The following is a 26,067-nucleotide window of genomic DNA, read 5'->3' on the forward strand; positions in this document are numbered from 1 at the left end:
CATGACAGAATCGGAGGGATGAAGATGTCAAAACAAAACAGAAACGCGGAAAAAAAACCGCTCATGTATATTGTTCAGGCGGATTATTCAGACACGCAATCATCAATGCAGGACATATTAATCAAAAAAAGGAAAGCGCCGCAGCCGCCGGAAGAAGAGCCGATGCATGGAAAGCGGGAGGAAGAATGTAAAACTCAGCCTGAAGGAGCAGTGGCTGTCGAACCAGAAAAGCAAGTACCTGAACAGCACAGCCGCTCAGAAGAAGCCGTTCAAGAAGTTCCGGCGCAAGCGGAGCAGGACACTGCCAAGCCTGACGCGGCTAAAAAAGAGCCTGATGCCGCTGAAAAAGAGCCTGAAGCGGTTCACAATGCCGCCCCAGAGGAAAAGGTTCCGCCAAAGCGCGTGAAAAAGCCGATGAGCAGAATGTCCATTCTTGAAAAAATTGATTTCTTAACGAAGCTGCCGCATAATATGCCGCGGACCCTTTGTCTGATAGAAGCCAACGGGAAAACCTACAGAGGCGTAATCGTCGGCAGAAAAAATAATGCGATCTTCCTGCGGACGACAAGCAACGGAGCGCCGGCAGAACTCGCAATAGACGATATTACCTCGCTGCATCCGCTTGGATTTTAACCATACAAAAAGCTGCCTGAATTCTTTAATCCGGCAGCTTATTTTTATGCTTTTTGATTTAAGAATGTGTGCGGTTGATCAGTCTCGGGTTCAGGCAATTGATGGCGCAGAAGCTATGGAGATCGACTTCAACGCAATAGTTCGTTTTTTCTAAACGGAATACATCGCAGAGAGAGTCTTTATCTGTAAAATCAAGAATGTGCTTATGCTCGTCAAAAGCAATAAGCAGGCTTAATGTGGCACAGCCGTCACAGACCCTTTCAACTCTGAAAAAAACGGTGTTAAAACACGGACCGTTATCCAGCTCGCCGACATTTCCGAATGCGGTAAACGGTGATGATTTAGAAGTGAAAAGCACAAACGGAACTGTATCGCCTAATGAAAAACCCGGCGATAAAAGGTTGGAATAGCATCCGGTCGGGCAATCTTCCTCGACCGCATTTTGCAGGTCTTCAATATTTTCTACCGCTTCACGCACACAGTATGTTGTATGCTTGCTCAAAATATCCCTCCTGACTTCACGTTTTATATACCGGATTAAACGATATCGGAGAGTCAGCCGCCCGGAAGTCCGGGCGGGCTGATGATTGCATCTGTAATAGAAGGTTGGAAGGGGATTCTTCTTTAGGAAAGATGCGAATCAATGACTATCCGTGATGCTTTTTCTCTTTGTGCGGCGCAGGCCGGTCAACAAGCTCCGGTGAAAGGCATTGAATGGCGCTGAAGCAGCTCAGATCAACTTCAATGCAAAAATCTGTTTTTTCTAAACCGAAGAAATCCGGGTCACAAGGATGGCAGACGCTGAGGGTGTCGCCGTGCACATCTACGGGGCGCAATACTGAAAGCGTTGCGCAGCAATCACAAACTCTTTCTGCCCGGAAGAAAATAGACTCGAAGCACTGGCTGTCATCCGCAAATCCTCCGACGTTCCCGAATGTGGAGAACAAACCGCCCTTTTTATCAAACAAGAGAAACGGGATGGTATCTTTACCGGTAACCGTCGGGCTTAACAGATTGGTATAGCATCCAGTCGGGCATTGTTCTTCAACAGCCTCTTGTTCTGCTAAAATCTTCTCGACTGCATCGCATACACAACTTTCATCTCGGCCATGGTGTTTTCCGCAGCTCATGGATTTCAGCTCCTTCTTTTAGGGTATTTGACTTTTGTCTTTAACAACATATGTACGCGAGCCTCACTTGGTGTGGGTGAACGTCTATATATTCATCATATGCGGAGAAAATAAGAAAAAGCAGAGCATTTTTAGCTCTGCTTTTTCTTTTTAGAGGACAAGGGTGATGACTAAGACAGCAATCAGTAAATTTGTTGCTGTTGAGATCAACACTGCGATATCGGCATCTACTGTTGTCACGTTTACACCGCGGGAGTTTTCGATGAGCAGTTTTTGACGGTTGATTTGTTTGTTAGCTGTTAGCTGCAATAAGTCTTGTGCGACCAATTCAGCGATGACTCCGTCAGCGATTGAAGTGAGAGTGGCCGTTACGACTGCTGCATTAATCGCTGTCATGACTGAAGCGACTGCTTGAACGTCTGTTGACGTCACGTTAATATCACAAGAGTCTCTGATAATAATCGCTTCTTCAGAAACTTGTTTGTTGATATTCGCCTGAGCCAGGTCTTGGTCAAGGAAGGCATTATCTTCGCCGAATCCGTTTCCGTTACAGCAAACACTGCATCTTCTGCCTTCTTTTTCTTCTTTTTCTTCTCGCGGATGTTCGCATTCAGGATCAAGTGCAACCCAAGAGTATGGTCTGCTTTCCATATCTATTCCTCCTTTTCTTTTACTATTATTAAATGAACCGGCCCCTTACTTTGACTCAGGCATTTATCCTGATAAAAATCACTATTTTTTAGTTATTGACCGGGATTTTGGCGTCTTTGCCGGAGCTGTTCGATTAATTGTTCTCTGCGGGTTTTCGGGGTTGACTGCTGTTCTTGCGCTTTTTCCTGCTCTTTTTTCTGTTTCTGGCTTTCAAGAAAAGCTTCTGTTTTTGCCTGCATGTCTTTGACTAATGCGATCAGCATTTCTTTTTCTTCATCAGGGATATCCCGCATTTTATCCTTTGTCACGCCGTGTTTTTTGAAGACATTGCTGACAAGCACTTTTAAAAGCGGATCCACTTCTGGTAGATTTTCGAGTTCTTTTTTTAATTTTTCGTTATCTGCCATTTGTTCTCACCTCTGATTAAATATTTGAAAAGAAAGGTTAAAGGATGTCTAGTTCAGCAAAAAGTATATTTAATAATTGAAACAAAATTTGTACAAAGGCCATGATATCGTCTGCTGTCAGTGTGATTTTAATATTGCGGCTGTTCAGGACTTGAATGACGGTCCTCTTTTTTATTTGGCAATCATCCAGGATCAGCAGTTCGGTTGCGATTTGGTCGGCTGTGTCTTCATCTGCGATCGCGAGCTGTGTCGCGAGGATAATCGCCGTAGTAACTGAGGCTTGTATAGAAAGAGCGGCCGTTATATGTGTTGTATCTATTGTGACATTTTCGCAATCAATCACTTCGATCGTCTGCTCGAATTCGTTGGATAATTGTTCGTATATTTGCGGTTGCAGTGTTTCGACTTTTTCTTCAAACGACATAACCTTCACTCCTTTCTCATTCATACTTTATATAATGCAAATGAAACGCCGAGCGGAATAAGAAAAACAACTAAACCGCACCTATTTTTTTACCGGACAAGGTGCGATTCATGAAGATCAGGGTTTTCGCATATGTATAAAGAGGTCAAGTTTTGAAAAGGAGTGAACAGGTGGTTATCAATTGGCTTTCATTTATTCTGTTATCGTTTGCCGTTTTCCGGCTGGCCAGGCTTTTCGTATTTGACACCATTATGGCGCCGCTTCGGAGCCTTTTTCACGAGGAAAAAACAGAAACCGCACCAGACGGCACGACAGAAACCTACATTGTCATAAAAGGAAAAGGCATCAGGGCATTTATCGGTGAACTTCTCAGCTGCTACTGGTGTACGGGCGTGTGGTGCGCCGCCTTTTTAATTGCGGCCCAGATTGTGGTACCCGAGGCTGCGCAATGGCTGATTTTGCTGTTAGCCATCGCCGGCGCGGCCGGGATCATTGAAGCTGCGGTTTCTCGTCTTCTGCAGGAATAAGGCGGTTCCACCAGCAACTTACCGTCACTTTCGGCATAAACTGGCATATATGACATAAGGAAAGGAAGGATCACCATGAATCAATCAAGCAAACCTTCCCAACATTCTCCATACAAGTCAACTGTGCATCAGCCTTACGAAAAAAAAATTAAGAAAAAAGGCTGCGGCTGCGGCCAAAAGAAAAAACCGAAATAGCCGTTTTCTAAAAAACCGGAACTTCCGGTTTTTTTGTTTTTTGCCGAACGCCGGCCTCTGTTCGGCATAGATCATAGAAGGAGGGGATGTTATGAATATATTTGAATCATTCATAAACGGTAAATACCGCCGGCACAATCAAAACCAGCGGGAGCATGACAAATATATCTTATCTATTGAAAAGCAGCTGTCTGAGTTTGATGAAGCGGGATCGCGCTTTGAGGAATGGATAGATGTGTTTGCCGCCGAAACAGAAGCAAAACTGAAGAAAAATGAGCATTCTCACTAAAATGAATGAAATCCGCACCGGCCCTATGCATTTATCCAAGCCAAACAAGTCGGCTCACATAGAGTATAGAGAGTAAAGGAGGTGCTTAGATATGGGATTCGGATATGGCGGATTCGGCGGCGGCTACGGCGGTTATGGCGGCTGCGGCGGATACGGAGGCGGCTATGTCGGAGGCGGATACGGCTCAACATTTGTTCTTGTTGTCGTATTGTTCATCCTTCTGATCATTGTCGGTGCATCCTTTTTTGGCTAAACCTTAGCAAGACCTTGGATAAGCGCGGGACCGTTCAGTCCCGTGCTTCCCTGATGTATGAAGGAGTATAGAGACGGGGCACTCGGAATTTTTTCCTTGTCTTACGGGCACATGTTCCGCTCTTTATTCATACAATATCGTATTACTCCACAAAAGGAGGCACACCATGGATAATCAATTTTTCAAAAATATTGAGAAGAAAACAGGCGTCAGCATGAAGGATGTCATGAACCTTGCAGGATCATTGCAAAATGCCAATTTCAAAGATGAAAACACGGTGAGAGGCGTCATTCAGAAGGTGTCCCAGCTGGCTAACAAGCGTGTTCCGAAAGAATTGGAAGACAAAATCGTTCAATCTATTACAAGCGGTAAAGAGAAACTTGATTTTGGCACCATTTCTAAAATGCTGAACAATAAATAGGCATCAGCCGGCCTTGCTAAAAAGGCCTTTTTATGTGAGAAGAACCCGGCAGCGATCTGCCGGGTTCTTTATATCCTGAGTGCGCTCCGTCTGTCCGTCCGAAGAAGGGGCTCGAGAAATCTTGAGCTGCGCGCTGTTTTTCCCCGCCTGTACGCGGGACAAGATACATATAAATGCTGCATGGCCCTTGTCATTGCGACATACAGAAGCCGTCTTTCTTCTTCGAGCGGAGCGGGATCGCCCTGTCTCGCCGTCTCAAGCGCGAAGTCATGGGGGATCGAGCCGTCAGCCGCGCCTAAAATATAGACCGTATTGAATTCAAGACCTTTAGAGCGGTGAATGGTCAGCAGTTCGACGCCGTTTTCATCGGTTTTCAGATTCTCAGCGGCGCGCATATGATCGACATGCGCAAGAAAATCGGGAATCGTTTTGAATTTTTTGGCGGCCACTTTGACATCCCTGAGATCATCAGAGCCTTTTTCCAGTTTGTTCCCCTCATTGCCCCGTTTTTTTAAATACTCGGAAAAACCCATTTTGCTTTCTGCAAAGGTGATGGCTTCAACCGGCTTCATTGTCCGGATGCTTGCGAAAAACGGAACGATCTGCTTGATCTTCCCTATTTGAAAAGGCTTCAGGTCAGGCAGTTTCGTCAGTGCCTTAACCATCGTGCAATCTTCCGTGATTGACAGCGCCTTTAACGTTTGCAGGGCGGATTGCTTTAAAAATAAGGCGGGCAGCAGGTCTTTCACCGCATCCGGATCATCTTCATTCTGACTCGCATATAAGTAGGCGAGGATCTGGCGTACGATTCTGCGGCTGTAGAACGTCTGCACGCCCCGGTCGGCATGATAAGGAATCGATGATTGATGCAGTCTTTCATAAATGGCCCGTCCGGCGCTGTTTGTCCGGTAAAGCACGGCAAAATCGTCAGGACTCGCCCCGTTTTGAATTTTCTCTTTCATATCCGAAACGATCATGGTCGCTTCTTCTTCTTCATCGTAAGGATAAAACAGCACGGGATTGTGAACGCCGTCTTTGACGGCAGATAGTGTTTTTTCATACCGTTTTTTATTTTTCTTTACGACGGCATGAGCGCTTGAGACGATCGGATGCGGCGATCGGTAATTTGCCGTTAAGTAAATGGTCTTTGCAGCCGGATAATCCTTTTGAAAATCTAAAATGAAAGACGGGCTGCTGCCGCGGAATGCATAAATGGATTGGTCGTCATCACCCACGCAGCACAGGTTATTCTCAGGGCTTGCGATCATTTGCATAATGTTGTACTGGACAGGATTGATATCTTGAAACTCATCAATCAAAATATGAGAAAATCTGTTTTGGTACTGCGCGAGAATATCAGGCCGGCTTTGAAACAGTTCATAACAGCCTTGGGCCATGTCATCAAAATCAAATTGCCGTTTTTCCCGCTTTTGCCGTTCGTAATGTTCGTAGAGCCTGTACACTTTTTTCTCCCAGTCGTCCGCAAGCGGAATGGTCTCATGGGGGAGATACGTGTTTTTCCAGCAGCCGATAAGCTGAAGCGCCTGGTCGACGGGAAACTCTTTTTCATCCAAATTTTCTTCATAGAGCGCCTTTTTCACATATTGCTCTTTTTGCCACTCCATTTTTAAAAGCTGGCTGCCGTTCCATTTTGAAGAATCATAGTGATAGAGTATTTTATAGAAAAAGCTGTGGAATGTTCCGGTCACGAGACGGGAGACTTTTCCGGCTGCCAGACCGTACTCATTCGCCATCCGCTCTTTCATTTCGGCGACGGCTTTTGTCGTAAAGGTCACAAGCAGCATATTCTCAGGTGAAATGCCGAGGTGTTCAATCATATGGGCGGCGCGTGCTGTCAGCACCCTTGTTTTTCCGCTTCCCGCTCCGGCAAGCACTAACAAAGGCCCGTCCGTTTCAGTAACTGCCTTCATCTGTTCACGGTTCAGGCCGATGCCGGGGAACAAAGAAGTATCAGCCGCCTCGGATGTTGGTGAAAACGGTTCGGCCGCAGGCACTTTTTTCGGGCTTTTCCATTCTGAGACGATCGGTTTCGGATTCTCTGAAATCGCTTTTCCTTTCGGCAGGCGGAACATGCCGGCTTCCCTATACTCTTCTTTTTCTTTCTCCGCTTGCGGTTCCTCGGCCGCGCATGCTTTTTCACAGGCGGTGAAGTCTCCCTTTTGCCGGTGATAAAATGCCGGCTGCTCTAAAATCGAAAGCCGCATCAAGACGGGCTGCTCACAATGTGCGCAAAAAATATTTCCTTTCTGAGCTTCTTCAAAAAGGAATTGGTAATGTTCTCTAGAATATTTATGTAAATGTATCGTTCGGTTATTCAGTCGGGCGCATTTCAAAAAGGGGTCCTCCCATTAAAAGGTGTTCATCCATTTGATAGACAAAGAATATCATAACAAAAGAACCGCGTTTCAAAAAGTAAGATTAAGGGAAATGAAAAGCGAAGGGGAGGGGTACATATGATTTATGCGGGACGGATTCAAAACCAGCAGTATTCTCAATACGCAAACCGGGCAGCGGGTTATAAGCCTGATTACGCCGGCATTACGAAAGCAGCCGCCCTCGCCAATGACAGGGTGTACAGAGAGGTGGAACGCCGCCAGGAAAACACCGCAGCCGCAGAAAAGAAAGTACTTGAGGAAAAACGTAAGCGCTCTCTTTCCCGTCTGCCGCAAATCATGGGAAAAGGCCGGTTAATAAATCAATACGTGTGAAAAAGCCCGGATATATCCGGGTTTTTTTGAGTCGTATATATGAAAGATGCGGAAAGGAATGATTCAATTTGAGAAAGCTTTCATTATTAATTGCGGGGTTATTTCTATTCGGCCTCTTTACTGCCGGAATGAAACCGGCACATGCGGCGGATGGCTCCGCAGCAAAAGATGTCACTCTCACACAGCTGGCGCCGCATGTTTGGATGCATACAAGCATCGGTACGGCAGACGGAAGTCCCGTCCCTGCGAACGGATTGCTTCTTGAGACTTCCAAAGGAATCGTACTGATTGATACTCCGTGGAATGACAGTCTCACAGAGCAATTAATGACACAAATAAAAAAGCGGTTTCCCGGAAAAAGGATGACCGATGCCATTGTGACACACGCCCATGATGATCGTATCGGCGGTCTGAACACCCTGTACAAATACGGTGTAAAGGTGCACAGCACGAAGCTGACCGCCGACTTCGCCCGACAGCAGGGATATGACCGGCCGCTCGGAGATTTGAAAAACGTGACAAAGCTGCAGTTTGGCGATATGAAAATTGAAACGTTTTATCCGGGAAAAGGGCATACGGAAGACAATATGACCGTCTGGCTGCCTGAGGATAAGCTCTTATTCGGCGGATGCTTAATCAAGGCTTTAGAAACAAAGGAAATCGTGCCTACTCCGGGCTTTTATCCGGATCAGTGGCCGCGCGCCGTCCGCAAAGTCATGAAAAGATATCAGGACATCAGCATTGTCGTCCCGGGCCATGGCAGTCCGGGGGATGACCGTCTGCTGCCGCATACGATAAGCCTTCTGAAAGAAACGTAATAAAGAAGACCGGCGCTCCCATTACGGAGTGCCGGCTTTTTTTATCTCTTCCTGATTTTCATAAAACTGAGGAAAGCAAGTGCAAGCGCCAAAACGGTATATCCCGCTATCGGCCAAATATGCTGATGAAATGAAGAATAATCTCCGGATATGACTTCCTGGGCCAGCTCGATCGAGTGAATAAACGGTAAGGCATAAGCGATATGTTTGAATGTGTCACCGAGCAGGCTCACCTCCATCCAAGCCCCGCCCAGAAATTGCACGAGTGTAATATAAATCGTTCCGATACCTGAAATTTGTTTGTCCGTAAACACAGCCCCTAAACATAAACCGAAGAAAACGGACATCATCGCAATCGGCAGCAAGACAGCGATACCTGCGAGAAGATTCATCCACTCGGCGGATAAACCGGCAGCCGCTGCTGCGATAAAACAAATGACGATTTGTAAAATGGCTAACGGCAGCATCGGCATTGCATAACCGATGACATAATCGGCTGTTTTTAAAGGGGAAGCAAACAAACGGGTCAAAAGGGCGGTCTGTTTGTCTTTTGCGATCAGCAATGCAGAGAACATTGTAAGGAAAGCGAAACCGAAAACAATGAGTCCGGGTGCTAAGTGCTGAATTTTAAAGGTATCAAGCGGCGCATTTTTTTCAATCGCCGTAAACAGAAACAATAGAATAACAGGCAGTGCGATTCCAAGGATAATAGACAGGGGGTCACGAAAAATTTCTTTGCGGTTGCGAATGGCGAAATCAAGCATAAAGACCCGCCTCCCCGTCACAAATCGCTAAAAAGGCATCTTCAAATGTGGCTGAATGAGTTTGCTTTTTCAGAGCCTCCGCCGTGCCCAGTGCTTTTAAAGTCCCATTTTCTAAAATGCAAATACGATCTGCCAGGGCTTCAGCCTCTTCTAAATAGTGTGTCGTTAAAATAATCGTCATGTCTCCCTTTAATGCCTCAAGATTTTTCCACAACTCGCGGCGTGAACGGACGTCCAGCCCTAATGTCGGCTCATCTAAGAAATAAATATCCGGCTTGGTGATCATTCCCATTGCGATGCTGAGGCGGCGCTGCATTCCTCCTGATAATGTTTTTGTTTTTGCTCTTTCTTTCTCTTTTAATTGAAACAATTCGAGCATCTCATCCGTTCTTTTTTTTGCTTCTTTTTTCGGAATTCCGTAGACTCCGGCTATAAACTCTAAGTTTTCCCGTACGGTTAGATGAGGAGCGATGGCTGTTTCCTGCGGGGACATATTCAATTTCGGTTTTATTTTATCCAAATCAGTCAAAATACTGTGTCCAAGCACTGATGCATCACCATCATCCGGAGAAAGGAGTCCGCAAAGCATACTGATTAATGTCGTTTTTCCGGCTCCGTTCTCACCGTGTAAAGCGAAAAATTCCCCTTTCTCAACTGAGAACTTAAGACGGTCAACGGCGGCGGTTTCTTTATAATGTTTCGTTAATTGCTTCAGCTCAATCGCGTGCATTTACTCATCCTCGCTATCTTCATCGATTTGCTTAGCGTTTAAAATATCTTTTGCAAATTCGAAAAAGAGTTCTTGTTTAACAAGTGCGATACCTTGCTGGTCATCCCCAAGCATAAGCAGAGAATCCCCCGGATTTATATCGAAAACATCTCTTGCTTCTTTAGGAATGACAATCTGTCCTTTTGTGCCCACTTTAACAGTCCCGAATATGTGTTTTCCTTTTGGTGCCGTCATGTTTATATCCCTCCGAAATGTATGAATTGTAATACTTCGTATACTAAACATACATTAACCTTCCATAAAATTCAATAAAATTCATGAAATAGTATTATTTTCATAAAAAAAGCACTCCTGCTATAAACAGGAGTGCTTTTGATTTTATCGTTTGTGTTCCTTTATCATTTCCAGATGGGGGATGCCCGCATCGAGAAATTCTTCGCCGGATGTGACGCGGTATCCTTGTTTTTCGTAAAACGGAACCGCCTGCGTCTGCGCATGTAAGAGAAAGCTGTCGGCGCCCTTGGCTGCCGCCGCTTTTTCAAGCGCCTGCATAATGACGGCTCCGACGCCTAAAGAACGATGGCTTTTCATCACGCAGATGCGTTCTAATTTTCCATGCCCGTCTTTTATGCGCCATCTGCCGGCTCCGACCGGCTGGCCGCCGTCATATATGACTATATGTTCTGACGTGTCCTCGAATTGATCAATCTCTTCTTCTTCCGGAACGTGCTGTTCTTTAACAAAGACCTCTTTTCTGACGAAAAAAGCGTCGTTCAGCTGTTTTTCAGTTTTTGCGATGATGGATTCCAAGCAGTTATTCTCCTCCGCCTAATAAAAATGTTTCGTACACAGTCCATGAGCCGTTATCCAGCTGATAGAGCAGGTGAAAACGGTCGATGACTTCTTCGTGGGAAATGTCCTGCATTTTCAGCTGTCCGAGTACGTCGGAATGTTCATCTGACGACAGCTTCTGGCCGACCGTGACATGCGGAACGAAGCTGTATTCCGGCTCGCCGGATAATGCTCCTGAGTAGCATTTCTCACTCAGAGATTTTAATTCCTCCGTCGGTTCTGCTTTCATATATATCACATTATTCACAGGAGAAAACGAGCTGTATTTTGTGATTTTCAGAACGAGCGGATGCGACTCTTTCGCCGTCTGTCTCAGCTGTGATACGACCTGCTCGATTTCCTGTTCTGTCGCTTCAAACGGATCTCTTACCGTCAGATGCGGCGGAATGAGCGCGTAGCTCGGGTCGTAGCGTTTCCGGTACGAATTTGCGAGATCCTGTAATTTTTTTGATGGAAATAAAACAATACCGTATTTCATGAAAGTTCCCTCCTTAAATGAATGGTTACAGCATTTTTTTCAGCGCCGGCGTGATGAGCGGCTGCCAGTAGGTCCATTTATGATCCCCGTCGAAGGTTTCATACGTGTATTCGGACTGTTTGCTTTCCAGCAGCTGTTTGAGCTCTTCGTTCGGCGCGGTGAAATCAAGAACCTGGCCGTCCGTCGTGTGAACGCCGGTTTCTTTTTCTCCGATTTGATGATAAACGGAAATCTGTTTGAGATCCTCCGACTGCCGGACGGCATCCAGCACGTGCCCGTCAACATACGGAGACTGCATGATGACGTTTCCAAACATGTTCGGATAGTCAATCGCCGTCATGAGCGAAACGGTTCCGCCGAGGGAATCCCCGATCATGGTGCGGCCGTATCCGACTTGATAAGTCGGGTATTCTTTGTCGATAAAAGGAACGAGCTCATTTGCGATAAACCGCTTATATGAGGCGAACTTAGAGCCTTCTGGATGGTATGTGTTTCTTCGCTCCCGCACATTTTTATAAGGGACGCCGATAATGATGCAGCGGTCAATTTCCCCTTTTGACATAAGCTCTTCCGCCTGCCGCCCGATTCTCCCTAATCTGAAATAATCATGGCCGTCCTGAGCGATGACCGTATGATATTTATACAGGGGGGAGAAGGTGGCGGGCAGGTAGACCAAAACGGTCATTTCCTCTTCAAGCTCATGGGAGAAAAGTTTTTTCTCATGAATGATTCCGTTTTTCGATGCCACTTCGCATTCCTCCAGGCCGCTTCTTGTCTTGATGGTTTTTTCCTATTGTACCATGAATTATTAGAAATTTCTTTCTTCAGATGCACTTCTTGCGAGAGTTCAGATAAATAAAAAGTTGTTGAAATCCATTTTATTGTGCGTTAATATAGAACAATCAGAAAATACAAAACAATATTCTTATCACGAGAGGTGGAGGGACTGGCCCTTTGAAACCTCAGCAACCGGTTTGCTTTGCCGCGGGAAGGCAAAGTGCCAAGGTGCTAAATCCAGCAAGCGATTCACATGCTTGGAAGATAAGAGGAAGAGAAAAGCTCCTTCTTCTTATGAAGAGGGGGCTTTTTTATTTTTGAAAAAGGATGGTGCTTACTGATGACGCAGCATGTTGATACAAAATTAGCCCAAATCGGAAATAGAAGCGAAGAAGCAACGGGAACGGTCAGTCCGCCGATTTATCTGTCCACCGCTTACCGCCATAGAGGAATAGGAGAATCTACAGGTTTTGACTACGTGCGCACGAAAAACCCGACACGCCAGCTCGTCGAAGACGCCATCGCCGTGTTGGAAAACGGTGCGAGAGGATTTGCCTTCAGCTCGGGAATGGCAGCCATTCAAACCATTATGGCATTGTTTAAAAGCGGGGATGAATTGATTGTATCCTCCGATTTATACGGAGGCACGTACCGTTTGTTTGAAAACGAATGGAGAAAATACGGCTTAAGCTTTATTTACGATGATTTCAGCGATGAAGACTGTTTACGCTCCAAAATAACGGAAAACACGAAAGCGGTATTTGTTGAAACACCGACAAACCCGTTAATGCAGGAGGCGGACATTGAAAAAATTGCCCGGATTACGAAAGAAGCCGGCCTGCTTTTAATTGTGGATAATACGTTTTATACCCCGGTGCTACAGCGCCCGCTTGAACTGGGAGCGGACATCGTCATTCACAGCGCCACAAAATATTTAGCCGGGCACAATGATCTCCTTGCCGGTCTGGCTGTCGTTAAGGATGAAGAGCTCGGCGAGATCATGTTTAATCACCAAAATGCGATCGGCGCGGTTCTCCCGCCGTTTGATTCGTGGCTTTTAATGAGAGGGATGAAAACACTCGGACTCAGAATGCGCCGTCATGAAGAAAACGCCCGTGAACTTGCAGAATTTTTAGAACAGGAAGAAGAAATCGCCGACGTGTTATATCCCGGAAAAGGCGGGATGCTGTCTTTCCGGCTGCAAAAAGAGGAATGGGTCAATCCGTTTTTAAAGGCGCTGAAAACGATCTGTTTCGCAGAAAGTCTCGGCGGGGTGGAAAGCTTTATTACATATCCCGCGACGCAGACGCACATGGACATTCCGGAAGACATCCGTATCGCAAACGGCGTCTGCAACCGTCTGCTGCGTTTTTCAGTGGGCATTGAACATGCAGAAGATTTGAAGCGGGATGTCAAGCAGGCATTACAGCAAGTAAAAGAGGGGGCCGTATCATATGAGTAATCACAATTGGACGCTGGAAACCCAGCTTGTGCACAATCCATTTAAAACAGACGGAGCCACCGGAGCCGTCAGCGTGCCGATCCAGCATGCTTCCACATTCCATCAGTCCTCATTTGAAGAATTCGGGACATATGACTACAGCCGCTCAGGCACACCGACAAGAACAGCGCTTGAAGAAACGATCGCAGGTCTTGAAGGCGGAACGAGAGGTTTTGCTTTCAGCTCCGGTATGGCGGCGATTTCGACGGCATTTCTGCTCTTATCCCAAGGCGACCATGTCCTCGTCACGGAGGACGTGTACGGCGGAACATTCCGCATGGTGACTGAGGTTCTGTCCCGTTTCGGTATTGAGCACACGTTTGTTGATATGACGGATATCAACGAAGTGGCGCGGAATATCCAGCCGAACACAAAGGTCATTTATATGGAGACACCATCAAATCCTACACTTGGAATTACTGATATTAAAGCGGTTGTCCAGCTTGCAAAAGAAAACGGCTGTCTGACCTTTCTGGATAATACATTCATGACACCTGCACTGCAGCGTCCGCTTGATCTCGGTGTTGATATTGTGCTTCACAGCGCAACAAAATTCCTGAGCGGACACAGTGATGTGCTGTCAGGCCTTGCCGCCGTAAAAGATGAAGAGCTCGGCAATCAGCTGTATAAGCTGCAAAACTCGTTTGGCGCTGTCCTTGGCGTGCAAGATTGCTGGCTCGTGCTGCGCGGCTTAAAAACATTGCAGGTCAGACTGGAAAAAGCGAGCCGGACGGCTGAGCGGCTGGCTGCCTATTTTGACGGGCATCCCGCCGTCAAAAACGTTTACTATCCCGGCCTTGCCGGACACCCGGGAGCCGATACCCATAAACGTCAAGCGAGCGGAGCGGGCGCCGTCCTGTCCTTTGAATTGGAAAGCAAAGAAGCCGTCAAAAAGCTGGTCGAAAACGTATCGCTTCCGGTATTTGCCGTCAGCCTCGGCGCCGTCGAGTCCATTCTCTCATACCCTGCAGCCATGTCGCATGCCGCCATGCCGAAAGCAGAGAGGGAGAAACGCGGCATCACAGACGGCCTTCTGCGCCTGAGCGTCGGAGTCGAAAACGCCGAAGATTTAGAACGGGACTTCGAACAGGCATTGAAAAAAATAACCCCCGCCCAAGTGAGATCATAAACGAAAAGGGCGCCGTCAATTTTGCGACGCGCCCTTTTTTTTATTTTAGATAAAAAAAGTGTTGACGAATGAGAAATCAGGATATATAATTATAAATGTCAGAGAGACAACAACATACCCAGCAACACATACATATCATGATTCCGTAGCTCAGCTGGGAGAGCGCTACCTTGACAGGGTAGAGGTCGCTGGTTCGAGCCCAGTCGGAATCATAGCCAAAACCCTTGCGTAGCAAGGGTTTTTTACTTTTTATTGAAACGGCTCTAGAGGCTTACATTATTCCAGTAAGAAGGGCAAGGAAATGGCATTGATAGCTATTATGCACTGAAAATCGAAAATTTGTCAGACCGTTCCTTATGAGTTCTCCAGATAGTAACTGCGGATCGAAAACAAAGTGAAACTTGAAGCGGGATTAAGGTAATAAAAAGGTCCCTTGAATTTCAAGGGACCTAAAGTTTTAATCATCACTCTTATACCTTTGGGGGATCTTGTCTCTCCAGTCGAGTATAAGTTTTTTGAATTTTTCTGTCTCCATGGAGTTTCTATCGTTTTCATTTTCTGTATAAAGGTGTTCTATGACCGTTTGATCTTCTTTTATATATGCAACGGTGGTATTTAGTTGAATCTCATATTCTTCAGAGGAACCATCCAATACGTCTTGAATCATTTTCAAGTATTCATCAGCTTCATCTACCGAAACAATGTCTTCAATGAAATCAGAAAAGTATTCTAACTCTGCGGGGAGAACTACTCGTAAGTATCCTAAATGGTCTCTTTTACATTCAAATGAATATTCCATAATAAAATCAATCATTCCCTTGGTTTTTTATATAAAGGATATGCAGTAGCTATTGAGCCATCTTTATTAATATACATTTCTACATCTAATACAGCCAATATGGTTTATCGACTTTTTGTTCATCAGAGAGATGGTAAAAATCCCATAAAATGTAATTGGGAGAATATAAATTAAGTCCTTTATATAAACCTCTTGGAAGAGAAGATATTAGTAGCATGTTAGCATTATTAAGTCCATTATTATGGGTTTTTTTATTACACTCTTTTTCTGCAGTTTATACCACTTCAATTTATCTGTCATCAAAAATGCGGTCGAACGATTCAGTCCATGTTTGTTTTGAAGACATACGGCATTTACGGACTAAAAACGAAAGCGGAGCTAGAAGTGAAATTGAAATTATAAAAGAAGCCCTTCTTATAAGAGGGCTCTTTTTCTAACTATGTTGTTTTAAGATGTTTTTTAATTTGTTCAGTGACTTGCTTAAGCCATTCTAATGGAGTTATATCGTCTTCAGGAAAGTATATACCATCCGCTGCTTCCTCTATAAATTCATTCTTGTCTTCTTCTGAATGATCACTATTTACAAACTCAGTTAGTGCTATTAAAACTCTTTCTTTTAGTTTTTGTGATGCTTCATTTAAATATTCATCAAGTGCATTTTCCGGAGACTCTATATCTTGGTGGAAATGTCCACCGAGAAATCTAAATACAGGATCAGAAACTTTAATTTCAATCATTGCTTACCACCACCAAGAATCGTTATCTTCAAATATAAGAGATGGTACGTATATTATTCTATATAACTTTCTGCTATATCAATATCATTTGTCATTTCTAGGCCAGAGTATTTTTCATCTAATTTTCTTAAACAATCAATAAGTTCTTTACTTTGCAAACTTTCAGCTAAATCTTCAAATACCTCACTGACCCAATATAAATCTGCTTTATTACAATTTTCTAGATAGCTGATTGTATTTTCTTCGTTTTCTGAGAGCACTTCAATTATTTCATCCCAACTTTTTTGAATGCCATAGTCATCATTAAGATTAAGTTTTTTTCTTTTAATTAATATATCTTTCATTTTTTTCTCTAAATTCATATTGATTCTCTTAACTAAGAAGGGCTAATATTTTCATATTGCTTTTCCTATTGTTACATCTCCATCATGGAAAAATTCAATAACATAACCAGATTCGCTGAACATGAAGGTATCTGAACCTACAGCAGTTACATCATCAATTACGTTTAAGGCGTTGTCTAAGCTGGTTTTTACAGCTGGATAATCACCGTAAGCCCAAAGGAGAATAACAGTTTTATTAGCTATTTTATTCTCAACTAACCATTCATCAATATCTTCAGCGTAATCAATAGATCTGTGATAAGTTACTTCATCCCATTTAATTCTTCCCCATGATGTGAAGGGGAAACTTTCGCCAAGTTGCTCATGATATTTACGTGTCTCAGAAATAGTGAGGACTTCTTTGTTATCTCCAAGAGCTTCTAGACATTCTTCGTATAAGGTCATATTAACACTTCCTATTTATTTAAATGTTTTAAAAGGGATTTATAAGTATCTTCGTTTCCGTTAAAAGGTATATAATATTTCTTTGCCTTATCTCCTTTTCCATTTCTATAATCCTCAACATTTATATGAGGTCCCTTTTCGGGGTCATAATCTAATCTCCAAAGGACTTTATTATCTCCAGACATTCGGCCAGTAACTTTACCAAAGCCTGCGCTTTTAGATAAAGTACCTATAAAAGGTTTTGAATCTATTCCTAAATCACCAATTAGATTTAGCGCCTCATTTCTAGCTTGTTCATATGTGTCTACCTTTGGAAGCGCAACTTCTCTTGATTTTTTGGAAAGGCCTTTTTTAACTGTCTTGTTTTTTGATGACTTACCATTGATTGATTTAAAGAGTACACTACCTTTAGTGGAATCGGCTATTCTTTTTAGGAGTGGTGTATTCTTCACATTAATAGTATTCTCAGCATCTTGAAGGATTCCTTCTAATGCAGGAGTATACCGATTGACAGGAGATTTGTAAAACTGTTTTACAGACTTTCCGCCTTTCTTAATTGTGCCACCAACTTTAGCAAGATCTTTTGAGCCTGTTGAGACAGAGGACTTTCCGCCTTTCAATAACAGAAGACTTCCGCCCAAGTAAGTAACATAGTGCACCCGTGTATATGCATCCCCGTGAATCATCTTTTTATCCCAATCATCCTTCAATGTGTCAACCATACTTTGAAAGACACCTAGATAGTCGTATTCCAGAACAGTATCCAGAACTTTTTGAGGATCTTTGTTTAAGTTGTCAATTGTCCAACCGATATTCCGTCCGAGTTGAAGTGCTCCTTCACCGGTATCTTTGGCAAGATCGTATACACCAACAAGCAGACCTTTGGCGCCATCACCTATGATTTGCAATGCTTCTTTTCCGTTATCCATGAAAGCTTTACGCTGTTCCAGAAATGAAACAAATTCAAGCTGTTCAGGGGTGAGATTCTCATAGCCAACCTTTTTGGCGATTTCTAAGTATTCATCCGGGTCGGTTACGCCATCAGCCAGCTTTTTCTTCAGATCCTTGATTTCACGCTCTTTCGCTTCTTCCTTTTTAATCGTCAAATAGGCATCCGAATGTCTTGCGATATCGCCTTTTTTCTTATGTATGTCGCTTTCACGGTATGCTTTGGCGTTGTAGTGAAGCGGCGTGGCGCTTTTTCCTTTGCCCGTGACGTTTTGGAGCTGCTGAAAGTCGGCTTGGATGAACTGTTCGTTTGCTTCGGTTTCTGCGTATTCTTTCGTTAGATCGTGATCAAGTTTGCCGAGTTTATGTATCGTTTCGATTCTTTTTTTGTCAGCTGAAGAGAGCTTCTGATCTGTGCTTTCGGTTGAAAACAGATCAAGCGAGATGATGTCTTCGATCTCTCCGAGGATGGAGCGCATGTCCTTTTTCTGCTCTTCCATAATCGCCTTTGATTTACTAAGGGCGTGGGTGAGCTCATGCTCCAGAAATGATTCCTCCACATGCGAATTGGAAAGTCCGGCGTCTTCGACCTTGCCGGGAAGGCTTGTGAGAAATGCGATTTTCATATCGATCAGATCAAGCCAGCTGTCTGTGACGCCGGCGTGGTCCTTGAAAAAAGCTTTAATGTTATTTGCGCCCCGGCCTGAGAAGTCGCTGTCACCGAGGTCAGCCACACCTTGAAACGCTTTTTTCAGATTGACCATCTGGCCGCGCAGTTTTTTGTATTCATCGGCACGCTGTTTGGCAGCGGCGAGGAGGGTGGTTGCTTCGAAAACTTTCATGACCATAATCCTTTCATTCGAAATACTTCAACAAGATTTTACCATGGAGGAATGTGGAATAAGGTCAATGTACTATCTAAAATGGTAAAATGAATCATTTGACCCACTTCTTTGTCCTTTTAATTATGTGATTAAGCATTTGAGAAGAGAGCTTATGGATGGGAAACCGGAGTGCAGGAATTACTCGGCAGTGTTTGAATGAATTGGAAATATTAAGCCAGTTAAAAGGCTGGAACATATTTTTAGATAATGAATTGTAGTGTGTAAAAGATGAAAATGGCGTAATTCAAGATGCAGGTGATTTATTAACCGGAATTGATATATTAACGGAAAATAATGTATAATGTACCGGGCAGCTTTGAACTCATTGAAGGTGATGAACATGAAGAAGTGGAAAGTTTTTATAAGATAAATCCTGACTGAAGAGACTTAATTGAATGAAAGTTAACATAAGTCTATTTACCCTGTTCTTTTTTAGGAGGAAGGTATGTAAATATTAACAATAATTGAAATCGCATTAGTGGCAACTGTATTAGGTTTATTTGCATGGACTTTTAAAAAAGAGAAAAATACTGATGAAGATGTATTCAATTATGCTAGATATATGATTTATTTGCTTGTAGCTGAAGTTGCATTGTATGCCGTGTTTCAGATGGTTTAAGTTTAAACACGTCTTTACTCTAACAAAGAGAGATGTGAACAATGATAAATATCTTAACTAATATTTTGAAAAATGACAGATTAGATGAATACCCATTATTTGAAAAGTTTTGCTTTCTCAAAGAAAAAGGATTACGTAAAGAATCCCTTAAAGCATTATCTTCCTTTATCGATGAAGCCAAGACGTGGGATAATCATGCACAACAGAATTTTGCTTGTTGGCTATTTGCTTTATTAGAAACATCAGATGATATTCACCATATACTTGTTCACCCTTTGGAAATGGCTCTTTTAAAGCCTCTGCTTGAAGCATGGATGAAGAGTAACCCCGAAGATCCAAGACCATACAGGTGGTATGGTGTGTTTTTAAATACTGAAAACCGTGTTGATTACTTGAATAATGCACTTAGACTAGGTGGGAGTAATGAACAATTATCTTTATTAACGTTAATTGATATTCATTTGAACACCTTGTGGTATTCATTTCATCACATATCCGAAGATTTATATCTAGGCGATATTAAAGAAGATCAAACACTTTTACCAAGTCCCGGCAGTTGAACAACAAGCTTGAATGTCACCAAACAAGAAAAAGCAATAACGAACAACTTAATTATTATCAAGATTTGTTGAATTACTGGCTGTTGTTTAAAGAAGAACAATCAAAGGGATTTGTTGAATGGTGTGAAAATAAGGGCCGAATCTATCCTTGGGTCAAATCCTTATTATTACGAAATTTAATCGCAAGGGGGGAGATAGATTTGATGGTGGTAAGATACCTAGCTGTCCTTATTCTGTCGGTCATATGTGCCACACTGGTATATGTTATCATCCTGAATCAAGCTGAATATGTCCCTTATCTTATAATTAGCGGGATCATGTTGACATGTTATTTAATTTTTGAATTGCCATTGCAGCTTATCTTAAACCGAAAACCTAGAAGGTTCAATTTAAAATATCTCTTAATATACACAGTATCTTCATTTGTTACATGGCTAATCATGGCCGTTCTCTTTGAACCTTATAATCCAATAGGGTCTATACTAGCGAGTTATGAGATATATTTATTCAGCGTATTATTTGCTCTGATCTTTTGGCTTTGGGACTCTATTCTTGTACAGGAAGTTGCGGGTTAAGTAGCTGAGCACTCAGAATAAAAACGCCATTTCATGCTAAACGGGATTCGGGCTGCCTACATAAGAACAGCTCTTTTCCATCATCTGGCAATCTTCGTTTTGACTGGCTTGTTTGTCTTTATATTGCGTAATTTAAGACCGGATTTTTTCACTATTCTGTATAAAGAAATGCGATGGCAGCAGTAACAGCAATTGTCAACAGCGGGTAATCAGACAATGTTTTATCAATTTCGGCCTACAAGAAGATGTTGATAATCACCATGTGCCATATGAAAATTCCCATACGGATATCGTTTAACCGGTTCAGTGAAGCCATGTCCAGTACTCTTTAGTAGTGAATACTGTTAATGAAAGAGCTCCTAGAACAATTAACAGGATGGTGGAGACGATAGCATAGGTGTATATAGCGGGTGCGATTCTGATGGTGATTCTGCTCCAATAAAAATCAGTTACATTATTCCCTTTAAGCCTGGATCTTTCATAGGAAGTGAAAAGAAAAAATGCACTTAGAAAAAAGAAGATTGATATGCCGGTGTGAAATATTGCTTTGCTCTCTGGGGTATAACCAAAGACAGAAATATTTAGATCTCTTGTAGCATGACCAATCAACACACAAAGAGCAGCAAACAGCCTGATAACAAAGAAACAGTTAGAATGTTTTACGTTCATTAAAAGAACCTCTTTCCTATACCATATGGCGAATAAGCAGTAAGGTTGCTTATAAGCAGTGATGATTATATCATAAAAATGGAAGATTTGTTCTTAAAAATGAACTAAAATTAATATTTTTGTTCTCAATAAGGTATATTTGTGTGGTACAGGGAGGTATAGATACTTATAAATACATGTAGATATTCATAGATACGTGTATATCTAGCTATATCATAGAGAATATAGGGAAATCAAGAAGCTTCTGCCTGTTCTTTCACCTTTATTTCAAATATAGTATAATTTTGGAAAAAGGGGGAGAGGAAATGAAAAAGCTAATCTTTTTGGTTGTGATTTGCATTGGTTTTATATTGAGTTTTAACACACCAAGTGCTGAGGCGAAGCTTACATTAGACTACAAAAACGTGAATTTTCACATGAGTGAGGATTCAGAGAGTTTTTCAATGGCAGATTATTTTGATCGGACTTATGATCGCACTTGGCTCTTCTACAAATTCACAATTAGCAATGCTGAGGGGTGTACTCTAAATATGAAAATCAGTAGGATAACTCTTGCTGGCTGGGTATTCCCACGTAGTGAAAAGCAGTTTGTAGGGAACTATGCCGACTATACTGCTGCAGATCGAGTAGAAGGAGATGCCAATCGCAATCATGTGTTAAAGATTACAAAGAATCCAGGCTGTGGAGATGTGTGGATTAAAGGTATTTATGGATTTGAACATGAAGATTCATTTGACTGGTAAGTTTAGTACATTGTCAAGGTATATCCTTGACCTTTTTTATGCATATGATGATAATTTAAAGTGATCATACATAATGAATGTGGGGTAGTTAAATTGATTAAATCAAATTTAAAGCCGATAATAGACGAAAGGAATATCAGTATTCGAAAGCTGTCCAATGATATTGACCATGGTTTTAACACAGTTAGGAAGCTTTATCATGATGAAATGGAGCGGTATCCAAGGGATCTGCTTGATAAAGTCTGTACATATTTAGACATTGAGCTGCATGAGCTGTTGATTTACAAAAAAGATTAAAAAGATATTGAACACTTAAAGTGATCGAATTATGCTAAGGTTACAAGAACAGTAAATACTTACAAATTTTCTAGGTCTACATAAAATCGTACTTTTATTTAAAATCAACATTTTAAGAGGGAGCCACATGATAAAAATAAAAAACCCATATAGTAGTAAGAGATTAAGTTATAAAGATAAATTCAATAAAAAATTTACTGACTTACTTGTACCGTATATTAAAAAAATACGTTTAGAAGAGGATTGGAGCATTAAATCAAAGTACATTCCTCGAGTCTTGAAAAATGCAAGGAAAAGTATTGAAGGGTGGGACAGAAATTTTTGGAGAAATGAAAAACCGAATAACATTGAGTTGGATTTACTATCTTTATATGTAGCGGAATATATACCAACTGAGAATCTAGATAATTTAAACAAAGGACTAAAGAAACTTATAAAAAAATTTCCTTCAAAACATGAATATGGACAATTTGAACGGATCGATAATTTTTGCAGTGAAGTAAAACAAAGTATTCATAGTGGGCGTTGGAGTAACTTTGGTTTTATTGATATTGGAATAGAACCAAGCCTATCAAGGTTTGTTGATAATATATATGTGGAAGCTTCACATGTTACTTCTTCATCCGTTATTTTACAATTTTTAATAAAGCCTTCGGATGAATTTCTAAATGAATATAAAAGCTTAGTAACGAAGAACATAAAAGGAAGCAGTGTTTTCACTCCGTCTCTCAAGAAATTTTTTAAATTTTGGGGTGCAAAAGGATTAGCTGAATCAATCATCAAGAATCAAATGTTAGAAGACTTAATAATCGAATTAAAATGGATAACAATGAACGAAATCAGCAGATATTTTGATTTGTATTTCACAAATAACAGAATAATTCCACCAAGCATTGAGGTTTATAAATTAAAGCAACTTTCTTGTGAAATTAAGGGAGAGAAAAAAGGCTTAAATAATGATTTTTGGCGTTCTGTTGGCATGGATAATTTTTATGATGTATCTAAGGATGGATATTTGCAGTTATTCTCAGAGGAGACAAGCCCTCACTTTTTAGATTGCTCCTTGAAAGTTACTTGCAACACGGAAATACAAAAGCAATCTATGTACCATTATAATGATTTTCAAATTGTGTATTCATTACTAGAATTCACTAAAAGGCTACTTCCGATATTAGCTATTAGAGAATATGCTTTTGATGTAAGTAAAAAAGTAGCTATTCAACAGAATAAAACCTTTTTATCTATAAAAAAAGAAAATCCAAATTATAATAGACTAATAAATGTAAGGCATGAGTTAGAACGAGATTTGCAAATACTTAAACGTTTCAAAAATGAAATTGGTGATAACTATTTTGATAACGTTAAATCCACATTAAAAAAGACAAATGAATTTGAGCCTTCTAGACCCCAATATAGAGAAAAGGCAGTAACTGATATGATTGTTGATAATACAAGCTATCTAGTTGAAAAAACATTTAACCACTCACAATATTTCGCTAAGATGATAGACGAAGCAACTAAATTATTAGAAATTAAAACAAATAATTCATTAAGAGCTTTCACTTTTTTTCTCACAATCACGACGGTGATATTCTCTATTATTGCCACAGCAATTGCTGCAGCTTCATTTTATTTTCAATTAAGTGAGAATGCAAAAGATGAATTACAAAATTTAATCTCTAATATTAACAGCTTCTTTTCTTAACGGGATGGGATAAGTAAGTGGAAGTTATGTTGCTAATAAAAGAAGTGTTTATAGAGAATTGAAACTTTTCTTATGCCTATTCGTATGAAAGTGAGCGAAAAATTAAATGGAGGCTTGTTTTATGGGGAGAGGGACTGCTATTTATAAAGCTTTAGTTAAAGGATCAAAGGGTAAATTGGAACCGATTAAGGCAACAGAAGTTACTAAAGAAATGAAGGATAGAAGTGAAATTTTTTATTGTCCAACTTCTAATTGTAAGGCTAAGTTAAGTCATAATAAAGGACGTGGAAAGAATCCCAAACCATATTTTTTCCTTCGTAAGCTCCCAAAAGGTGAGCTTAATAACCATGTAAATTGCGACTATATAAATGAATACGTTAACATTAAAACTGCTAACAAAAAGAGAATCAAATATCACGGGGTCGAATGGAGAGTTCCATTATTCGAATTAGAGAGCCCCAATGTAGATGGTCTCTCCCCCTATACAGATCAAAAAAATTCTTCAATAAAATTAAATAGAACAAATAAATTTACCATAAAACCTAATATTGAAAAATTGGCTAGCGTTAGATCTCTATTTGCATTACGAAATGAGCTTAAAGAGTTTGACAAAGAAACACAAGTGAAAACATATAGTGAATTAAAAGATCAGTGCGTTCTCTATAATACTAAATCATACGATAAACTTTTAATTGATATACAAAATAAAAAGGTAGATAACGCATTCTATGTATTAGGATATCTTTGGATGTCAGAATGGAAGAACCTCAAATCTTTAGAAAATCCTTATTTTTTCTTGAGGGGTGCAAATAGAGACATTATAAAATGTTATACAGGTATAAACACTGTTGGACGCGCTGTTAAGGATTTAACCTGGGAAATAAGAAATAAACTCGAAAATAATCCATCTGCGAAGAAATCCGTTTTTATAGCGGCTAAAGGGGTAAAGGTTGGAACCGAAACACTAAAGATAAATGAAAAATCAACTACAGTTTCAGTAATTAAAGTATATGAGGTTGGTACAGAAGAAGATTAGACAGGCTAAAGAGCATTAAACTAAATGCTCTTTTTCATACCGCAACGCTGGCATTCACGTAAGAATATTCCACTCTTCACAGAGCTTTTGAACAAAGTGTAATCGCGATTATCGCAGTGACCATATTTTACATTAGGATACTCTTTGTAACCATAAACGATTGAAGTATCCTACCCGTTTGTTTCGTATTTCTCTTCCACAAGATCACCCATAATTTATTCAACATACTCAAGAATACCTAATTCCGTTTGATATAGGGAGGGAACAAATGATTGGATTAGCTTATTTTTTAATTATTTGGCTTGGAGTTGGATTATTTACTGGCATTAAGTTTATTTTTGTTGATCAGGTCTATGATGAAGAGTTTAAAGAACTCATGGATAAAGAAACAGCAGCGGGCATGGAAAGGAATTTGGCCAGCCTGTTTTTCAAAAGTAAGCTTAACGCCAATGCCTTCTTCATGTTAATTGGTTTGCTGCCATTAGTAATGAGGATTACAAATTTATTTAAAGAGGTTGATTAATGCCTTTGATTGATTATCTTTATGTACTGCAGTTTGAAAACAAGGAATACTTCAAATCATTTCATTTAAGTTAGATGAGGACGGTTATTTGACATCTAGCGAGCTCCACGGCGCTTCTAAATTGCAAACAATGTATGAAGTCATTGAGATAGCAAGTGAGCTCAAAACAAAGTGTAATGTGCAATGTGAGGTTAGGGAAATTCAAATCGTAGAAAAGCATTGTTGCTGAAGGGTGGGTTGAATGGGCTGCTATACTTGAAGGTCTGTATCAGAAGCGGTTTGATTATGTTGAATCGAAGCGGCTTTGAAAAGGGGTGAAATGCCATTTAAAATTTAGTTTTATTGTCCAGCTTTTTAGGGATTGTGCTATCAATTAGGTAGGGCAATTATTTGGAGTCCTAACAGATTTCTTTATTCCTGGTATTGCACGGCTTATGGGTTTTGCTGGCCTTCTAGCATTACTTAGCTTGAAGTCA

Annotated in this window: 35 protein-coding genes, 1 tRNA gene, 2 pseudogenes and 1 riboswitch; of the genes and pseudogenes, 19 read left to right on the plus strand and 19 right to left on the minus strand. The window is 41.4% G+C overall.

Annotated features, from left to right (window positions below; all coding sequences use genetic code 11):
* Window positions 1-24 precede the first annotated feature (24 nt).
* Window positions 25-633, plus strand: coding sequence for a CotO family spore coat protein (locus tag U2H13_RS06140; protein ID WP_070081637.1), 609 nt, complete (start codon window positions 25-27; stop codon window positions 631-633).
* A 58-nt stretch (window positions 634-691) separates the two neighbouring features.
* Here the strand turns inward: U2H13_RS06140 and cotZ are convergent, their stop codons facing one another.
* The 5 genes from cotZ to U2H13_RS06165 all read right to left on the minus strand — a co-directional run bounded on the left by cotZ (window position 692) and on the right by U2H13_RS06165 (window position 3,245).
* Window positions 692-1,135, minus strand: a complete 444-nt coding sequence (cotZ, locus tag U2H13_RS06145) for a spore coat protein CotZ (protein ID WP_021494994.1) — start codon at window positions 1,133-1,135, stop codon at window positions 692-694.
* A 145-nt stretch (window positions 1,136-1,280) separates the two neighbouring features.
* Complete coding sequence (locus U2H13_RS06150; protein ID WP_029973132.1) at window positions 1,281-1,763, minus strand: CotY/CotZ family spore coat protein; 483 nt, start codon at window positions 1,761-1,763, stop codon at window positions 1,281-1,283.
* Window positions 1,764-1,913: 150 nt separating this feature from the next.
* Window positions 1,914-2,414: a spore coat protein gene (locus U2H13_RS06155; protein WP_017417463.1), complete on the minus strand. Its 501-nt coding sequence runs from the start codon at window positions 2,412-2,414 to the stop codon at window positions 1,914-1,916.
* 92 nt (window positions 2,415-2,506) lie between these two features.
* Window positions 2,507-2,821: a spore coat protein gene (locus tag U2H13_RS06160; protein WP_110124647.1), complete on the minus strand. Its 315-nt coding sequence runs from the start codon at window positions 2,819-2,821 to the stop codon at window positions 2,507-2,509.
* A 37-nt stretch (window positions 2,822-2,858) separates the two neighbouring features.
* Window positions 2,859-3,245 carry a spore coat protein gene (locus tag U2H13_RS06165; protein WP_003154992.1) on the minus strand — a complete coding sequence of 129 codons (387 nt, stop codon included), beginning with the start codon at window positions 3,243-3,245 and terminating at the stop codon, window positions 2,859-2,861.
* A 170-nt stretch (window positions 3,246-3,415) separates the two neighbouring features.
* On the opposite strand from U2H13_RS06165, the gene U2H13_RS06170 reads away from it, so the two are divergent.
* The 4 genes from U2H13_RS06170 (at window position 3,416) to U2H13_RS06185 (ending at window position 4,930) form a co-directional block, all read left to right on the plus strand.
* Entirely contained in the window at window positions 3,416-3,772 is a 357-nt protein-coding gene (locus tag U2H13_RS06170) for a DUF1360 domain-containing protein (protein ID WP_014417437.1), read from the plus strand.
* Window positions 3,773-4,058: 286 nt separating this feature from the next.
* Window positions 4,059-4,256, plus strand: a complete 198-nt coding sequence (locus tag U2H13_RS06175; RefSeq protein ID WP_012117306.1) for a hypothetical protein — start codon at window positions 4,059-4,061, stop codon at window positions 4,254-4,256.
* Window positions 4,257-4,347: 91 nt separating this feature from the next.
* Complete coding sequence (locus U2H13_RS06180) at window positions 4,348-4,509, plus strand: YjcZ family sporulation protein (RefSeq protein WP_007610678.1); 162 nt, start codon at window positions 4,348-4,350, stop codon at window positions 4,507-4,509.
* A 166-nt stretch (window positions 4,510-4,675) separates the two neighbouring features.
* Window positions 4,676-4,930 (plus strand): stage VI sporulation protein F, encoded by a 255-nt coding sequence (locus tag U2H13_RS06185; protein WP_003154986.1) that lies wholly within the window; start codon window positions 4,676-4,678, stop codon window positions 4,928-4,930.
* 68 nt (window positions 4,931-4,998) lie between these two features.
* Here U2H13_RS06185 and U2H13_RS06190 read toward each other — a convergent pair whose 3' ends face one another.
* Window positions 4,999-7,284 (minus strand): ATP-dependent helicase, encoded by a 2,286-nt coding sequence (locus U2H13_RS06190; protein WP_110124648.1) that lies wholly within the window; start codon window positions 7,282-7,284, stop codon window positions 4,999-5,001.
* A gap of 120 nt (window positions 7,285-7,404) precedes the next feature.
* On the opposite strand from U2H13_RS06190, the gene U2H13_RS06195 reads away from it, so the two are divergent.
* Window positions 7,405-7,659, plus strand: coding sequence for a hypothetical protein (locus U2H13_RS06195; RefSeq protein ID WP_014417440.1), 255 nt, complete (start codon window positions 7,405-7,407; stop codon window positions 7,657-7,659).
* Between the two features lie 68 nt (window positions 7,660-7,727).
* Window positions 7,728-8,477 carry a subclass B1 metallo-beta-lactamase gene (bla, locus tag U2H13_RS06200; protein ID WP_014417441.1) on the plus strand — a complete coding sequence of 250 codons (750 nt, stop codon included), beginning with the start codon at window positions 7,728-7,730 and terminating at the stop codon, window positions 8,475-8,477.
* A 41-nt stretch (window positions 8,478-8,518) separates the two neighbouring features.
* Here bla and U2H13_RS06205 read toward each other — a convergent pair whose 3' ends face one another.
* From U2H13_RS06205 to U2H13_RS06230, 6 genes are all read right to left on the minus strand, one after another.
* On the minus strand, window positions 8,519-9,241 hold the full coding sequence (locus tag U2H13_RS06205; protein WP_032874488.1) for an ABC transporter permease: 723 nt from the start codon (window positions 9,239-9,241) through the stop codon (window positions 8,519-8,521).
* Complete coding sequence (locus U2H13_RS06210) at window positions 9,234-9,971, minus strand: ABC transporter ATP-binding protein (protein ID WP_376700738.1); 738 nt, start codon at window positions 9,969-9,971, stop codon at window positions 9,234-9,236. Before U2H13_RS06210 ends, U2H13_RS06205 begins: the two co-directional genes overlap by 8 nt.
* Window positions 9,972-10,205 (minus strand): AbrB/MazE/SpoVT family DNA-binding domain-containing protein, encoded by a 234-nt coding sequence (locus tag U2H13_RS06215; protein WP_007409078.1) that lies wholly within the window; start codon window positions 10,203-10,205, stop codon window positions 9,972-9,974.
* Between the two features lie 144 nt (window positions 10,206-10,349).
* Window positions 10,350-10,781, minus strand: a complete 432-nt coding sequence (locus U2H13_RS06220) for a GNAT family N-acetyltransferase (protein WP_029973128.1) — start codon at window positions 10,779-10,781, stop codon at window positions 10,350-10,352.
* A 4-nt stretch (window positions 10,782-10,785) separates the two neighbouring features.
* Window positions 10,786-11,301: a YjcG family protein gene (locus U2H13_RS06225; protein ID WP_003154969.1), complete on the minus strand. Its 516-nt coding sequence runs from the start codon at window positions 11,299-11,301 to the stop codon at window positions 10,786-10,788.
* A 25-nt stretch (window positions 11,302-11,326) separates the two neighbouring features.
* The gene (locus U2H13_RS06230) at window positions 11,327-12,049 is read right to left on the minus strand and encodes an esterase family protein (RefSeq protein WP_007409075.1); all 723 of its coding nucleotides are present in this window, start codon (window positions 12,047-12,049) and stop codon (window positions 11,327-11,329) included.
* A gap of 174 nt (window positions 12,050-12,223) precedes the next feature.
* A riboswitch (SAM riboswitch) is annotated at window positions 12,224-12,349 on the plus strand.
* Window positions 12,350-12,418: 69 nt separating this feature from the next.
* On the opposite strand from U2H13_RS06230, the gene U2H13_RS06235 reads away from it, so the two are divergent.
* The 3 genes from U2H13_RS06235 to U2H13_RS06245 all read left to right on the plus strand — a co-directional run bounded on the left by U2H13_RS06235 (window position 12,419) and on the right by U2H13_RS06245 (window position 14,920).
* Window positions 12,419-13,540, plus strand: a complete 1,122-nt coding sequence (locus U2H13_RS06235) for a methionine biosynthesis PLP-dependent protein (RefSeq protein ID WP_007610693.1) — start codon at window positions 12,419-12,421, stop codon at window positions 13,538-13,540.
* Entirely contained in the window at window positions 13,533-14,708 is a 1,176-nt protein-coding gene (gene metC, locus U2H13_RS06240; RefSeq protein WP_021495001.1) for a cystathionine beta-lyase, read from the plus strand. Before U2H13_RS06235 ends, metC begins: the two co-directional genes overlap by 8 nt.
* Before the next feature lie 139 nt (window positions 14,709-14,847).
* A tRNA-Val gene (locus U2H13_RS06245) sits at window positions 14,848-14,920 on the plus strand.
* Window positions 14,921-15,165: 245 nt separating this feature from the next.
* On the opposite strand, the gene U2H13_RS06250 is transcribed toward U2H13_RS06245, so the two are convergent.
* The 5 genes from U2H13_RS06250 to U2H13_RS06270 form a co-directional block, all read right to left on the minus strand.
* Window positions 15,166-15,522: a hypothetical protein gene (locus U2H13_RS06250; RefSeq protein ID WP_015388387.1), complete on the minus strand. Its 357-nt coding sequence runs from the start codon at window positions 15,520-15,522 to the stop codon at window positions 15,166-15,168.
* A gap of 422 nt (window positions 15,523-15,944) precedes the next feature.
* Window positions 15,945-16,244: a contact-dependent growth inhibition system immunity protein gene (locus tag U2H13_RS06255; protein WP_376700739.1), complete on the minus strand. Its 300-nt coding sequence runs from the start codon at window positions 16,242-16,244 to the stop codon at window positions 15,945-15,947.
* 53 nt (window positions 16,245-16,297) lie between these two features.
* Complete coding sequence (locus U2H13_RS06260; RefSeq protein WP_021494071.1) at window positions 16,298-16,606, minus strand: hypothetical protein; 309 nt, start codon at window positions 16,604-16,606, stop codon at window positions 16,298-16,300.
* A gap of 33 nt (window positions 16,607-16,639) precedes the next feature.
* Complete coding sequence (locus U2H13_RS06265; protein WP_160216810.1) at window positions 16,640-17,032, minus strand: hypothetical protein; 393 nt, start codon at window positions 17,030-17,032, stop codon at window positions 16,640-16,642.
* 11 nt (window positions 17,033-17,043) lie between these two features.
* A complete protein-coding gene (locus tag U2H13_RS06270) occupies window positions 17,044-18,822 on the minus strand; it encodes a T7SS effector LXG polymorphic toxin (protein ID WP_376700740.1) in 1,779 nt (592 codons plus the stop codon).
* A 702-nt stretch (window positions 18,823-19,524) separates the two neighbouring features.
* Between U2H13_RS06270 and U2H13_RS06275 the strand changes: the two genes are divergently transcribed.
* The gene (locus tag U2H13_RS06275; protein WP_230379017.1) at window positions 19,525-20,043 is read left to right on the plus strand and encodes a hypothetical protein; all 519 of its coding nucleotides are present in this window, start codon (window positions 19,525-19,527) and stop codon (window positions 20,041-20,043) included.
* A gap of 203 nt (window positions 20,044-20,246) precedes the next feature.
* On the plus strand, window positions 20,247-20,618 hold the full coding sequence (locus U2H13_RS06280; protein ID WP_103527240.1) for a UPF0715 family protein: 372 nt from the start codon (window positions 20,247-20,249) through the stop codon (window positions 20,616-20,618).
* Between the two features lie 303 nt (window positions 20,619-20,921).
* On the opposite strand, the gene U2H13_RS06285 is transcribed toward U2H13_RS06280, so the two are convergent.
* Window positions 20,922-21,287, minus strand: a complete 366-nt coding sequence (locus U2H13_RS06285; RefSeq protein ID WP_230379018.1) for an acyltransferase family protein — start codon at window positions 21,285-21,287, stop codon at window positions 20,922-20,924.
* Between the two features lie 305 nt (window positions 21,288-21,592).
* On the opposite strand from U2H13_RS06285, the gene U2H13_RS06290 reads away from it, so the two are divergent.
* The 4 genes from U2H13_RS06290 (at window position 21,593) to U2H13_RS06305 (ending at window position 25,068) form a co-directional block, all read left to right on the plus strand.
* On the plus strand, window positions 21,593-22,030 hold the full coding sequence (locus U2H13_RS06290) for a hypothetical protein (protein ID WP_103526986.1): 438 nt from the start codon (window positions 21,593-21,595) through the stop codon (window positions 22,028-22,030).
* 93 nt (window positions 22,031-22,123) lie between these two features.
* Complete coding sequence (locus U2H13_RS06295; RefSeq protein ID WP_095272808.1) at window positions 22,124-22,327, plus strand: helix-turn-helix transcriptional regulator; 204 nt, start codon at window positions 22,124-22,126, stop codon at window positions 22,325-22,327.
* Window positions 22,328-22,454: 127 nt separating this feature from the next.
* On the plus strand, window positions 22,455-24,032 hold the full coding sequence (locus tag U2H13_RS06300; protein ID WP_103526985.1) for a hypothetical protein: 1,578 nt from the start codon (window positions 22,455-22,457) through the stop codon (window positions 24,030-24,032).
* Between the two features lie 121 nt (window positions 24,033-24,153).
* Window positions 24,154-25,068, plus strand: coding sequence for a hypothetical protein (locus U2H13_RS06305; RefSeq protein WP_103526984.1), 915 nt, complete (start codon window positions 24,154-24,156; stop codon window positions 25,066-25,068).
* A gap of 20 nt (window positions 25,069-25,088) precedes the next feature.
* Here U2H13_RS06305 and U2H13_RS06310 read toward each other — a convergent pair whose 3' ends face one another.
* Window positions 25,089-25,229 carry a hypothetical protein gene (locus U2H13_RS06310; RefSeq protein WP_230379021.1) on the minus strand — a complete coding sequence of 47 codons (141 nt, stop codon included), beginning with the start codon at window positions 25,227-25,229 and terminating at the stop codon, window positions 25,089-25,091.
* A 107-nt stretch (window positions 25,230-25,336) separates the two neighbouring features.
* Here U2H13_RS06310 and U2H13_RS06315 point away from each other — a divergent pair, with 107 nt between their 5' ends.
* The 3 genes and pseudogenes from U2H13_RS06315 to U2H13_RS06325 all read left to right on the plus strand — a co-directional run.
* Window positions 25,337-25,591 carry a hypothetical protein gene (locus U2H13_RS06315; RefSeq protein WP_103526983.1) on the plus strand — a complete coding sequence of 85 codons (255 nt, stop codon included), beginning with the start codon at window positions 25,337-25,339 and terminating at the stop codon, window positions 25,589-25,591.
* Window positions 25,591-25,820: pseudogene (locus U2H13_RS06320) on the plus strand (hypothetical protein). The gene U2H13_RS06315 and the pseudogene U2H13_RS06320 overlap by 1 nt, the downstream one beginning before the upstream one ends.
* A pseudogene (locus U2H13_RS06325) lies at window positions 25,804-25,899 on the plus strand (hypothetical protein); the annotation flags it as partial. The pseudogenes U2H13_RS06320 and U2H13_RS06325, both read left to right, overlap by 17 nt.
* Window positions 25,900-26,067: the final 168 nt, after the last annotated feature.

The sequence above is a fragment of the Bacillus sp. A1 genome (assembly GCF_042296235.1).
Taxonomy (GTDB): Bacteria; Bacillota; Bacilli; order Bacillales; family Bacillaceae; genus Bacillus; species Bacillus velezensis.